11 protein-coding genes are annotated in these 12046 nt (G+C 63.7%); 6 read left to right on the forward strand and 5 right to left on the reverse strand.

Going from position 1 to position 12046, the window contains the following annotated elements; all coding sequences use genetic code 11:
• Nucleotides 1-170 precede the first annotated feature (170 nt).
• The gene (locus tag DIE15_RS23805) at nt 171-368 is read left to right on the forward strand and encodes a tautomerase family protein (protein WP_057927775.1); all 198 of its coding nucleotides are present in this window, start codon (nt 171-173) and stop codon (nt 366-368) included.
• A gap of 46 nt (nt 369-414) precedes the next feature.
• Complete coding sequence (locus tag DIE15_RS23810) at nt 415-1344, forward strand: DMT family transporter (RefSeq protein WP_185734538.1); 930 nt, start codon at nt 415-417, stop codon at nt 1342-1344.
• A 90-nt stretch (nt 1345-1434) separates the two neighbouring features.
• Here the strand turns inward: DIE15_RS23810 and DIE15_RS23815 are convergent, their stop codons facing one another.
• The 4 genes from DIE15_RS23815 to DIE15_RS23830 form a co-directional block, all read right to left on the reverse strand.
• Nucleotides 1435-2406 carry an Ldh family oxidoreductase gene (locus DIE15_RS23815; protein ID WP_124834507.1) on the reverse strand — a complete coding sequence of 324 codons (972 nt, stop codon included), beginning with the start codon at nt 2404-2406 and terminating at the stop codon, nt 1435-1437.
• Nucleotides 2407-2513: 107 nt separating this feature from the next.
• Nucleotides 2514-3566, reverse strand: coding sequence for a proline racemase family protein (locus tag DIE15_RS23820; RefSeq protein WP_124834508.1), 1053 nt, complete (start codon nt 3564-3566; stop codon nt 2514-2516).
• 378 nt (nt 3567-3944) lie between these two features.
• Nucleotides 3945-4982 (reverse strand): LysR family transcriptional regulator, encoded by a 1038-nt coding sequence (locus tag DIE15_RS23825; RefSeq protein ID WP_124834509.1) that lies wholly within the window; start codon nt 4980-4982, stop codon nt 3945-3947.
• An 84-nt stretch (nt 4983-5066) separates the two neighbouring features.
• On the reverse strand, nt 5067-5810 hold the full coding sequence (locus DIE15_RS23830) for an SDR family oxidoreductase (RefSeq protein WP_057927651.1): 744 nt from the start codon (nt 5808-5810) through the stop codon (nt 5067-5069).
• 194 nt (nt 5811-6004) lie between these two features.
• On the opposite strand from DIE15_RS23830, the gene DIE15_RS23835 reads away from it, so the two are divergent.
• Both DIE15_RS23835 and DIE15_RS23840 read left to right on the forward strand, forming a co-directional pair.
• Nucleotides 6005-7525, forward strand: coding sequence for a PLP-dependent aminotransferase family protein (locus DIE15_RS23835; protein ID WP_124834510.1), 1521 nt, complete (start codon nt 6005-6007; stop codon nt 7523-7525).
• 313 nt (nt 7526-7838) lie between these two features.
• Nucleotides 7839-8339 (forward strand): Ohr family peroxiredoxin, encoded by a 501-nt coding sequence (locus DIE15_RS23840; protein WP_057927649.1) that lies wholly within the window; start codon nt 7839-7841, stop codon nt 8337-8339.
• 116 nt (nt 8340-8455) lie between these two features.
• On the opposite strand, the gene DIE15_RS23845 is transcribed toward DIE15_RS23840, so the two are convergent.
• Nucleotides 8456-9664, reverse strand: coding sequence for an NAD(P)/FAD-dependent oxidoreductase (locus tag DIE15_RS23845; protein WP_057927773.1), 1209 nt, complete (start codon nt 9662-9664; stop codon nt 8456-8458).
• Nucleotides 9665-9933: 269 nt separating this feature from the next.
• Between DIE15_RS23845 and DIE15_RS23850 the strand changes: the two genes are divergently transcribed.
• Both DIE15_RS23850 and DIE15_RS23855 read left to right on the forward strand, forming a co-directional pair.
• Nucleotides 9934-10935 (forward strand): bestrophin family protein, encoded by a 1002-nt coding sequence (locus tag DIE15_RS23850; RefSeq protein WP_057927648.1) that lies wholly within the window; start codon nt 9934-9936, stop codon nt 10933-10935.
• Between the two features lie 328 nt (nt 10936-11263).
• Nucleotides 11264-12043: an acetoacetate decarboxylase gene (locus DIE15_RS23855; RefSeq protein ID WP_124834511.1), complete on the forward strand. Its 780-nt coding sequence runs from the start codon at nt 11264-11266 to the stop codon at nt 12041-12043.
• The last annotated feature ends 3 nt before the right edge of the window (nt 12044-12046 follow it).

Here is a 12046-nt window from a genome sequence, read left to right on the forward strand (position 1 = left end):
CGCATAACCTAATGTAATGCGACCAGGAAAAAATAGTCCGTTGACCCGCCTTTTCATCCTTTCGATACTTGCCTGAAACGTACGCTGGCGCCGGGCCCGTGTCGGCGCAACCGGCCGGCTGCGCCGCGCTCGACAACACCCTGCTTCAGACAGTCGGAAAGGAGATACCCATGCCGGTCGTTCGCGTCAGTTGGCTCGCGGGCAAGGAGGCGTCCGCCAAGAAGGCCGTCGCTGCCGAGATCACGGAGAGCCTGTTTCGCCATGCCGGGATCGAACCCAGGCATACCTTCGTCATCTTCGAGGACGTTCCCGCCAGCGATTGGGCCATTGCGGGCGAGCTGTGCGCCGAACCATCGCGTCCCGCCTGACGAAGCGCGCCCGCGCCGATCGCCAACCCGCCGAACCGGATCCATCTTGATACGAACCTATTGCGCCTTCGTCCTCCTCGGCGTGTTCTGGGGATCCAATTTCATCTACATGAAATGGGCGGGGGCTTATATCAGCCCGGGTCAGATATCGCTGCTGCGCGTCCTGTTCGGTTTCGCGCCGCTAGCCGCGCTCGCCTGGCATCAACGCGCGATCCGGCTCGGCCAGCTACGCCACCTGCATCATTTCACCGTGATGGCCGCGCTGGCCGCGGCCTTCCCCTACTTCGCCATGGCACAGGGGACGACGCTGCTCCCGTCCGGTATTGCCGGCGTGCTGGGCGGATCGTCGACGATCTTCACATCGTTGGCATCGGGCCTGTTCCTGCGCAACGAGAAGATGAACCGCCCGACGCAATACGGTGTCGCGCTGGGCATGGCGGGCATCATGCTGATCGCGCGGCCGTGGGCCGGCCTGGGTAATGGCGACGCCATCAGCCTGGCGGGCGTCGCATGGATGATGTCGGGGTCGGCACTCTTCGGCTTCTCGTACATCTACGCCCGGCGCTTCCTGTCGCCGACCGGCCTCGCGCCGCTGGCCATCGTGACCTGGCAGATGGGTATTGCATTGCTGATGCTTGCCGCACTGACCGACGTCCACGGCATCGGACGGATTTTCGAGGACAGCCGTGCGATGGCCGGGATCGCGATCGGGCTCGGGCTGCTCGGCACCGGCTCGGCGTTTATTCTGTATTACTACCTGTTGCAGAAACTCGGCGCCGTGGCGGCTGCGGGCGCCGTGTACATCACGCCCGTGGTCGCGTTGCTCATCGGGTGGGGCAGCGGTGAAGCAGTAGGACTGACGGAGATTCTGGCTGCCGTCCTCATTCTCGGCAGCATCGCCATGCTCGAAGCGGGCCGGCAATACCGCACGCGGCAGCAGTCACGATTCATCCAGGGCGCGGCACCCGCCGAGTGACGTCGCTGCGGAGTTGCAGCGCGACCGGATCGACTACCGACTACGACCGCCCGCGCGTTCTGCCACCCCGCCGGCCGGGCGGCCTCAGGTTCAACCGGCCGTTCCGAACGCACGAACCCGGTTCATCACGTCGTCCGGCACGTCGATCTCGCGCACCTTGATGTGACTGCCCGGAATCCGCACGCCGGCTTGCGCCAGCCTGGCGATCTGCGCGACCAGGCGCGCTTCGAAATCGCTGGCGAACACATCGGCCTTCACGGCCATGACGAACAGCCCGACGCCCGGCGTCTCGCTCCCTCGTGCATAAGGCGGCGCGTCCATCGACCAGTTGGCGCCGGTCACGCCCGCGGCCAGGATCTCCATCATCATCGCGATGTTGGCGCCGCGCGCGCCGCCGAACGGCAACAGCAGGCCGCTGATGGCCGCACGCGCGTCAGTGGTCGGCATTCCTTGCCCGTCCACCGCCCACCCGTCGGGAATCGCCTCGCCCGCTTCCGCAGCCTTGCGAACGTTGACGAATGCGGTTGCGCTGGATGCCTGGTCGATCACGAAAGGCCTCTCGTTCGCGACCGGAGCGGCGAACGACACTGGATTGGTTCCGAACACCGCCTTGCCGCTCTCCTGCGTGGTCATCTGCGCCGTCGCGTTGCAGGTACCGAGCGCGACCAGGCCCGACTCTGCGAGCCGGCGCGTGTAGTAGCCGAGCTCGCCGACAGTGAAACTGTTCGACACGGCCAGCGTGACGACGCCATACGTCTTCGCTCGGTCGACGAGTTCGTCGAACACGCAGTCGTAGGCCAGTTGCGCGATGCCGCCTCGTGCATCGACCCGTACTGCGGCCGGAGCCGGAAAGCTCACCGCCGGCTCCACACTCGCAGCAATTCTGCCCTTTGCGAAACCGTCCAGGTAGTCCGGCAGATGGGCAAAACCGACCGCCTTGCTTCCGGCTAGTTCAGCCGATATCACCGCCTCGGCGAGCGAATGCGCGATTGCATCGTTCGCACCCACCGCCTTGATTGCGTCGAACGCCACCAGCCGCGCTGCTTCACGCTCGTATTTCATCGTCTCGCTCCCCAAATGCAATCGACGACCCGGGCCGTTTCAAGGTGCCCGGGTCGCCCGCATGCCTGCCTGTCCTGCCGACCGACGGCCTGCCAGGCCGCCCCGTGTCATGCCCAGATGTCGCCCATCGTAAAGCCGTTGACGAACGGGTCGTCGGGATCGAGCACATAGGTGTTGTAGCCGTAGATCCACGAACGGCCCGAGATCGTCGGCACGACCGCCTGGATGTCGCCGATGCTGGCCCGCTCGACGAGGTTGCCGGTAAACACCGTTCCCAGCACGCCTTCGTGTCGAAACGGCTGGTTCAGGTCCAGTTGGCCCTTCGCATGAAGGGTGGCCATCTTCGCGGACGTGCCCGTGCCGCACGGGCATCGGTCGACGGCGCCGGTCCACGTCGCCGGCTTGTCGAAGTCGATTGCGCCGCTGGCCACCGTGACGACGTTCTTCCAGTCCGCGTTCGGGTTCTCCGTCGGACCGGACAGCTGCGCGATCGTGATCCCGTAGCCCGGGTAATGCGGGTGCGCGACGGGCAACTGCTCCTGGGCAGCCTTCAGGATCAGCGCGGAGACGCGGGTGATTTCCCGGGCGTGCTCGGGCTTCAGTTCGAGTCCCTTGAACTGGCGGACGTCGGCGATCACGTAAAACATGCCGCCCCAGCCCACGTCCACCGTGACCTTGCCGAGATGCGGCACGTCGATGACCTGCTCGATGTGGGCGGCAAACGCCGGCACGTTCTTGAAGGTGACCGACGTGACCTTGCCGTTGCTGCACTCCGCGCGGATGCCGATCAGCCCCGCCGGCGCTTCGAGCTGGAACTCCGTCACGGGCTCCTGCATCGGGATCATTCCGGTTTCCAGCAGCACGGTCGCAACCGAAATGGTGTTGCCGCCGCTCATCACCGGATATTCGACCTGCTCCATGATGATGTAGCCCGCCGCCGCATCCGGATGCTTTGCCGGCACCACCAGGTTGCAGCAGAGCGGCGGATAGCCGCGCGGCTCGCGAAGCATCAGCATGCGGATCTGGTCGTCGTTCTGCTCGAGCCACTTCATCTGCTCGTAGACCGTGTTGCCCGGGATATGGGGAACGCCACCGGTGATCACGCGCATCGGCTCACCCGAGTGAGTCTCGACGGCATGGAAAGTGCGCTTGAAGGTCATGATCGTCCTGTTTGCCTACGTCTTTACCGAAAATGATCGTGCTCGGCGTGGCGCGAACGTCTCCCTGTACCGCGCAACGTCGTCCCCGCGACCAAACGGCTCTAACGCGTCCTGGTCATGGTCATCGATCCGATGAGGCAACATACTCCGGTCGAATGACCGGCCGATCTGATTTAGCCGAGGTTGTGCTGATCATAAGCCGCGCTTAGGCAACCGGCAGTAGGCACGATCGGCAGCTTCGCGGAGGTCCGCGATCCGCCGCGGCGCAATCGGAAAGAGGAGATCAAATGTCCTTCCCGGCTCGATTCGAGCGGTGGGGACCGTGCAGACAGCGTCCGCACCATCCGGTCGGACGGCCAGTCCGTCCTCACGCATTCTTCAAGCCGCCAGCCCCGCCGACGAAGCCCCCGGGACATCCGGATTGAACCGCGTCATGCAGTTCAGATCGAGCGCACGAATCTGCTCGGTCATGAAGTCGACGAAGATTCGAATGCGCGTCGGCAGATGTTGCCGGCTCAGGTAGCAGATGTAGTGGCCGCGATCCTCCGGCACGTGCTTCGCCAGCGCGACGACGAGTTCGTTCGACGCGAGATGGTCGCGGATCTGGTAGCCGGCCATCTGCGCGATGCCCGACCCGTTCAGCACGGCGCGCAACACCAGATCCGTGTCGTTGAACGTGAGGCGCGACGTCGGCAGGTACTTTTGCACGCGGCCGTCGACATTGAACTCCCATTCGAGTATGCGACCGCTGGCAAAACGGAAATTGATGCACTTGTGCCGGCCGAGGTCCTCCAGACTCTGCGGGAGCCCGTGCCTGGCCACATACGAAGGTGCCGCGCAGAGCGCCACCTGCATCGGAATCAATTGCCGGGCAATGATGCTGGAGTCCTCGATGCGTCCATTGCGGAACGACACGTCGATCCGCTCCGACACCAGGTCGATCGGCCGGTCGTCGAGCAACAGGTCGATGACGATGTCGGGATAGGCCTCCGCGAACGTTTCCAGCAGCGGCGCGACGATTTTCCTGCCGAATCCCACCGCCGAGCTGATACGAATGAGGCCGCGCGGCGGCCCCTGTCGCAACTCGAGCATGTCGTTCATGGCTTCCACGATCTGCGCCACGCCCTGATGACAGTTCTCGAAGAATCGCTGGCCTTCGCAAGTCAGTTCGGTCATGCGCGTGGTCCGCTGGAACAGCCGCGTACTCAACTGCGCCTCCAGCTTCTGGACGTTCCGGCTCACGGCCGGCCGGCCGACGCCAAGAAGTTCGGCAGCCTTGGTAAAACTCCCCTCGCTCGCCACTGCGACGAATGCAAGAATGCCCGCATAGCTCGCACCGAAGCTCGCGGAGAGTGCATCGGCGCGACCAGCCAGGTCGCGACGAGCGCCTTGCTCCGATGGTTCCGATTGATTCATTTCCGCTGCCCCCAACGCATGCCGCTCCTCCTGACTGTCCATCGCCGGCTTGCGCCGGCGAGCCGCCAAACGTGCGAACGCGAATCAGATTTCCGCGAGCCACTGGTCGAGACCGATGCGGCCGAGCCGCGCCTCCCCAAGCGGTACCAGTGATTTTTCCTCGACGCGGCCACCGTAGTAACGTGCATCGCGATCGGTCACGACCGTGCGCGCGTCGCCGACCGACTTCAGATAGCGTGCGACGATCTCCGCGAACGGTGCGCGATCCGGGCCCGCGATCTCGACCGTGCCGTTCAGCGGCCCGGCGAGCGCGATCTGCGCGACGAGCGCCGACACGTCTTCCGCGGCGATCGGCTGAAACAATCCGTCGCCAATCCGGACCGTGCCGTCTTGCGTGGCGAAATCCGCGATACCGCCGATGAATTCCATGAATTGCGTCGCGCGCACGATCGTGTACGGCACGCCCGCCGCTTCGATCGCCTGTTCCTGCGCGACCTTGGCCGCGAAATAGCCGTTCTCCGGCATGCGGTCGCAGCCGACGATCGACAGCGCGACGTGATGGCGCACGCCCGCGGCCACTTCGGCCTTGCCGAGATTACGCGCCGACGTGCGGAAAAAGTCCAGCACCGCCTGCGGTTCCCACGACGGCGCATTCGCCACGTCCACGACGACGTCCGCGTCCGTCAATGCGTCGGCCAGGCCTTCGCCGGTGATGGTATTGACGCCGGTGCGCGGCGATGCGGCCAGCGCCTGATGGCCCGCTGCGCCGAGCAACGTGACGACACGCGAGCCGATCAGGCCCGAACCGCCGATGACAACGATCTTCATCGCAAAATCTCCTGACGAATGGATTGCATTGGAATGCGAAGCGGATGCGACGGGTGCCCGATCCGATGAAGCCGGTCATAACCGTCGCATCACGTGGCGCAATTGTGGAAGAATCATGTCCTATCCATAAGTGCCAAGAATCGTCGACAGGACTAGTCCATGCCCTATCCGTTCGCGTTACCCGGGAGACCGCGATGTCCACGCAAACGCCCCCGCTGACCATCGAAATCGACCGGCATCACCAGTTGCCGGTCTATCTGCAGATTTGCGAGCGTTTCAGGGCCGCGATCGCCGCCGGTCACCTGCGCCCCGGCGATCGCGTGCCCGCGTTGCGCGGCCTGGCGACGCAACTGAACACGGCGCGCGGCACCGTCGAACAGGCTTACACGATCCTGGTCGACGAGGGATACCTGCAAATGCGCGGCGCGGCGGGTACGTTCGTGTCGCCGTCCCTGCCGGTCGCGCTGACACGCGCGGCGCCCGCGCGAGGCGGCGCACCGGCACCGCGCGCCGAATCCGCCGGCCCGCGCGATGAGGCGGGCATGTCGCACGACAATCCGCCGCCACGGCGCCCGCAGCCGATCGCCGTCGCGATGAGCGGCGAGCCGCGTCCGCTGCAACCGGGGCTCCCGGCGCTCGATGCATTTCCGCGCAAGGTCTGGCACCGGCTGGTGTCGCTGCGTGCGCGCAGCAGCGACCGCGCGCTGCTGGGCTACCCGAATCCGGCCGGTTACCGGCCGCTGCGCGAACACATCGCGACCTATCTGACCCTGTCGCGCGGCGTCACCTGCGTGCCGGAACAGGTATTCGTCACCGGCGGCTACCGCGCCACGCTCGAACTCGTGCTGCGCAGCCTCGCCCGCGCGAACGACCGCGTGTGGTTCGAGGATCCCGGCTATCTGCTCGCCCGCGGCTTCCTGTCGGAGACCGGCGTGCAACTCGTTCCCGTGCCGGTGGATGCCGAAGGGATCGACGTCGGGCGCGGCATGCAGCTGGACCCCCAAGCGCGCTTCGCGCTCGTGACGCCGTCGCATCAGAGCCCGCTTGGGCATACGCTGTCGCTTTCCCGTCGCATCGCTTTGCTGGACTGGGCCGAAAAGACGTCGGGGTGGATCGTCGAGGACGACTACGACAGCGAGTTTCGCTATCTCGGCCGCCCGCTGCCCGCGTTGAAGAGCCTGGACCGCCGGGATCACGTGATCTATTGCAGCACCTTCAGCAAGGCGATGTACCCCGGCTTGCGGCTCGCGTACGCGGTCGTCCCGGAGCGCGCCGTGGAGCGCGTCGAACGCGTGGCATGCAGCATGAATGCCGGTTCGCCGACGCTCCTGCAGGCGGCCCTCGCCGATTTCATCGAGCAGGGTCACTTTGCCCGGCACCTGAAGCGCATGCGCACGCTGTACGGCGAGCGCCGCACGCTGATCGTGCACGCATTGCGGCAGGCGTTCGGCGAGCGGCTGATCGTCGAATTGCCGGCCGGCGGCATTCAGTTCGCCGTGCGATTCACTGACGGGCCGGAAGGACCGGTCGACGACGTCGCGGTCGCCGCGCGCGCGCGCGACGCCGGGCTCGCGGTCCTGCCGCTGTCGATCTGGTATACGAACAGCCACACGCAGCAAACGCCGCGCGGCCTCATCATCGGGTTCGCGAACATCGCCGATGCGGACGAAGCGCGACGTCATGCCAAAACGCTACGCGCTTGCCTGGATCGCTGATGCGCGGCACACGGCAACTGCGCGTATTGCATCAGTGCGCCCCGGCAGCGTCCGGATTGGTGTCCAACGGGAAACATACATTCGCCTTTGATGGCTATACCGGCATCATTCGCGCTCCTCTAGCATGGAGTCGTCTTTCTCCCGTAGACAAACCACAAATCGGGCCGCACCGGAAGATTGCCGCATTCCTCATACGATAGTTCGCTCCGCATCGTTTCTTGAAGACGCCATCTGCCCGGGCAGTGCTCCGGTTGCAAGACGCTTCGACGAATGACCAACGGTCGGAGCGCGTCGTCGAACTCGAGCATGCATCATGGATGACAAGAAGCTGCAGGCCCCTCCGCTTTCCCTCCTCGACAGGTATCGGGGCCGGGATTTTCAGCCTCTCTATACAACGAGCGTCACCGTCACCGGCGGCGAGACAGGACACGGCCGTGCATCCGGAGTGGCCCGCTCGGACGATGGAAATCTCGCTGTCGATCTGCGCCTGCCCACCGAGTTCGGCGGACCCGGCAACGGGACCAATCCGGAACAACTGTTCGCGGCGGGCTTCGCCGCGTGCTTCCACGGTGCGCTGAACCTGCTCGAAAAACGCGCCGACATGGAGATCGCCGATACGGTCGTGGAGGTGCAGGTTTCGTTCGGCCGCGATCCCATGGACGGCGGCTATGCATTGCTTGTCGATGTCCGGGTCCGGATGCCCGGTATCGATCGCGACATCGCGGAAGAGATGGTTCGAACCGCGGAGCGCTTGTGTCCGTATGCAAAGATGGCCAAGCAAGGCACCGTCAATATCGTAACCGTCGTCGACTGACTCAACGCCTTTCGCGCGGCGGCGGCGTCTTGTCCAACGATCACGTGTGCCGTCGCTGCGACGTGCCGGGCCGCCCCCACCGTGCATCGCGCGACACGTGCGGGGGCGGCGGCAGATCAGCCGAAGGAAGCCTGCGGATTACCTGCTGCCAGCGCCTCGGCGCGATTCGGCGCCGGCGGATAGATCCACTGCGTGTTGATCATCTGCTTGCGCGCCTTTCCTTCGGCATGCGTCAGTTTGATCTGCCGGTCCCAGCCTTCCGAGTAAACAGCACCCCATTCGCCAAGGTCGAGGCAGGTTGCATAGAACGGCTGCGTGTATTCCAGCGTCGGCGCACCAATCAAGTCCGCGGCGACGTTGTGCCCGCCGAATTGCCCCATCACGATCGCGTGCTGGCACGACATCAATGCATAGTGCCCGTCATGGTCGCTGCGCGCTCGCGCCACATCGCCCGCCACGAACACATGCGGTGCTTCGGCGACACGAAGATCGGGCGTGACCTCGACACGGCCGAGCGGGTCGAGATGCGAGGAGACTTGCGCCGTCAGCGGGCTGGCCTGCATACCGCCGGCCCAGATCACGGTCATGGCTTCGATATGCTGGCCCGACGCGGTACGAACGCCGTCCGTCCCCACCGATACGACGCGCGATCCAAGCACGACCTCGACGCCCAGCGAGTCGAAGGCTTCAGCGACGTAAGGCCGAGGATTGGGGCCGAGATCGGGGCCGATTTCGGCCTGCGCACCGATCACGACGACACGAATCGCCGCGTCCGGGCCGAACCGCTCGCGCAATCGCCTGGGCAATTCGGTGGCGACCTCGATACCCGTAAAGCCGCAGCCGACGACCGCGACGGTATTGCGTGCCTGCGAATCCGGAAGTTTGGCCAACGCCGCGAAGTGCGCATCGAGCGCTACCGCGTCCTCGATACGATCGACCGAGAACGCATGATCAGCCAGCCCCGGCACCGGCGGCCTGCTCAACTTGCTGCCACTGGTCAACAACAGCCTGTCGTACGCGAGCAAACGCTTTTGGCCGCTGGCGCACGCCACACTGACCGTCTTCTCGTCGACTGCAATCTCTTCGACGCTACCCTCGAGAAATTTCACGCCGACGGCGTCGAGCAGCGGCAGCAGCGGCGCGGCCATTTGCTGCGGTTCGCTTTCGTACAGCCGCGGCCGGATCTGCAATTCCGGTTTCGGCGAGATCAACGTGATTTCAACGTCGCCGCTCGTCACACCGGCACCATCCAGCACACGAGCCGCGCCGAGTGCGCCCCATACGCCGGCGAAACCGGCACCCACTATCAGGATTTTCTGCGACATGATGATTGTCCTCGGTTGGAAATTGGCGATGTCGACGGACGCCGGCTGCAAGCCAAACAGGCAAAACGAAAACGTCGTCGCGCGAGGTCATCCTAGGTCGACACAGCATTGCGCAGTAGATCCTCAAGCGTTCTCACGATGTTGCCTCTTGGGCACCAATCGACCCCATCCCGGCCGAATCGATCGCAGGCATGATGCGTGACGGAAGATCGCGCGTGCCCAAGGCGCCCTGTTCATCACCCACCTGAGTTATCGACGAGGCAAATAAAATGCATCTCGGCAAATCGTACAAGCTATCGGAATTTCTGATCTGGACTCGCTGGAAGATTTACGAGCTTCTCATTTTCGGTTCCGTACCGGTTGTTCTGTATAAATTCTTTTCAGTCACATGGCTGTCGATACCCCTGACGATCGTGGCCCTCCTCGGAACCGCGACATCCTTTATCGTTGGTTTCAAGAATGTCCAGACGTACAACCGGTCAATGGATGCGCTCGACATATGGACCGACATCCAGAGCAAAAGCCGTCGCTGGGGGCAATTCACGCGCGACTTCGTGACGGACGAAGAGGTGGCCCGAAAGCTGATCTATCGACACCTCGCCTGGCTCACCGCGCTGCGATACGACCTGCGCCGTCCTCGTGTCTGGGAAAGCACGGACAAGCGCCACAACGCGGAGTATCGTCGCTTCTATCGCGTGCCGGAATGGGAAAAAGACATCAAGGAAATACTGCCGACATACTTGTCTCCTTCTGAAGCGGAACAGGCGCTCTCCTCTGCTTCCATCACGACATGCGTGCTGGGACTGCAAGGTACCTCGCTGAAAATGCTTCACATGGCCGGCCATCTGAATTCGAATTTCTATATGGAACTTCAGAAAACCATTGGAGACTTCATTGATCTCCAGTCGCGATCCGAACGTTTCAAGAATTTCCCCTATCCGCGTCAGTACGCGACTGTCAGCTCCCTGTTCGTCCGATTTTTTTGCCTGTCGCTTCCGTTCGGTCTTCTGAACGAATTCAACCGGCTGAACGATAGCGTGAGCGGCTTCATGCACGGCAACATGGTCTGGCTGGTGGTGCCATGCAGCGTCGCGGTGTCGTGGATGTACACGTCGCTCGATCAAGTTGGCGAAAGCACGGAGAATCCGTTCGAAGGCGGCGCGAACGATGTTCCCATTTCGACGCTGTGCGGCACGATCGAGCGGGATCTGAAAGCGATGCTCGGAGAACATGCAGCCGGTTCGTCGAGCCACGCCATCATCGCGCTATAGCGAATCCGGCGTTTTCCGGTCGGTACCGGATTGCCGACCCTCGATCATTGCTTCCCACACCTCCCGTCGTCGATTGTTGTCGTCAAGACAACATGGTGAGGTCGTTTGCGACGCTACTGCCGCAAGGCCGCATCGCCTACGCTTGGCGATGACGGTGGCCGTAGATGCTGCCTGATGCATCCGGGAAACCAACACGGCACCGCAAGAGCAACGTGCGAGCGCGCGCGGCAAGTCCGCACCGCGCTGCGTCCTCGCACGTCATTGGCCATGCCAGCCGAGGCTGGCGCGATGGGTGTGACACAGCCCCTCTACAACCGAGGAACGATCCGTGACAGAAGAAGACATCCGCGACAACGCGTTTGCAATGCCCGTGCATAACCCGGCGTATCCGCGTCCGCCCTTCCGTTTCATCAATCGGGAGTACTTTATTATTTCGTACGAGACGGACATGGACGCCCTTCGGGCCGTCGTTCCGGAACCGCTGACGGTCGACCGGCCCGTCGTTCATTACGAATTCATTCGCATGCCCGATTCGTCCGGATTCGGCGACTACACGGAGAGCGGCCAGGTGATTTCCGTCCTCGATGAGGACGGCAATCGAGCCAATTTCACGCACGCGATGTACCTCGACGACGAAGGCCCGATCGCAGCCGGACGCGAAATCTGGGGATTCCCCAAGAAACTGGCGTCGCCGAAGCTCTGCGTCGACGGCAAGGACACGCTGCTCGGCACGCTCGACTATGGCACGCAACGCGTCGCCACCGGAACGATGGGCTACAAGTATCGCGCCCTCGACACGGCGGCCGAGCGCCGCAAGCTCGCCGACACGCCCAACTACCTGCTCAAGATCATTCCGCACGTCGACGGTTCGGCCCGCATTTGCGAACTGGTGCGCTTCTTCCTGCGCGATGTCGACGTGATCGGCGCATGGGAGGGACCTGCCGCGCTCGAGCTGCATCCCCATGCACTCGCATCGGTTGCCGATCTGCCGGTTCGCCGCGTGATCGGCGCACGCCACGTCATTGCACATCTCACGCTCGATATCGGCGAAGTGGCCTATGACTATCTCGCCCCTGCCGAGCCGCTGAAAATCGCAGTCAACCAATAAGCT

This window comes from Burkholderia sp. Bp9031 (assembly GCF_003857965.1).
In the GTDB taxonomy this organism is placed as follows: Bacteria; Pseudomonadota; Gammaproteobacteria; order Burkholderiales; family Burkholderiaceae; genus Burkholderia; species Burkholderia ambifaria_A.

Coding starts and splice junctions, on each gene's coding strand:
- DIE15_RS23820 (WP_124834508.1), bottom strand. CDS start 3,566: ATGACCTTCAAGCGCACTTTCCATGCCGTCGAGACTCACTCGGGTGAG.
- DIE15_RS23835 (WP_124834510.1), top strand. CDS start 6,005: ATGTCCACGCAAACGCCCCCGCTGACCATCGAAATCGACCGGCATCAC.
- DIE15_RS23825 (WP_124834509.1), bottom strand. CDS start 4,982: ATGAATCAATCGGAACCATCGGAGCAAGGCGCTCGTCGCGACCTGGCT.
- DIE15_RS23805 (WP_057927775.1), top strand. CDS start 171: ATGCCGGTCGTTCGCGTCAGTTGGCTCGCGGGCAAGGAGGCGTCCGCC.
- DIE15_RS23840 (WP_057927649.1), top strand. CDS start 7,839: ATGGATGACAAGAAGCTGCAGGCCCCTCCGCTTTCCCTCCTCGACAGG.
- DIE15_RS23815 (WP_124834507.1), bottom strand. CDS start 2,406: ATGAAATACGAGCGTGAAGCAGCGCGGCTGGTGGCGTTCGACGCAATC.
- DIE15_RS23830 (WP_057927651.1), bottom strand. CDS start 5,810: ATGAAGATCGTTGTCATCGGCGGTTCGGGCCTGATCGGCTCGCGTGTC.
- DIE15_RS23850 (WP_057927648.1), top strand. CDS start 9,934: ATGCATCTCGGCAAATCGTACAAGCTATCGGAATTTCTGATCTGGACT.
- DIE15_RS23845 (WP_057927773.1), bottom strand. CDS start 9,664: ATGTCGCAGAAAATCCTGATAGTGGGTGCCGGTTTCGCCGGCGTATGG.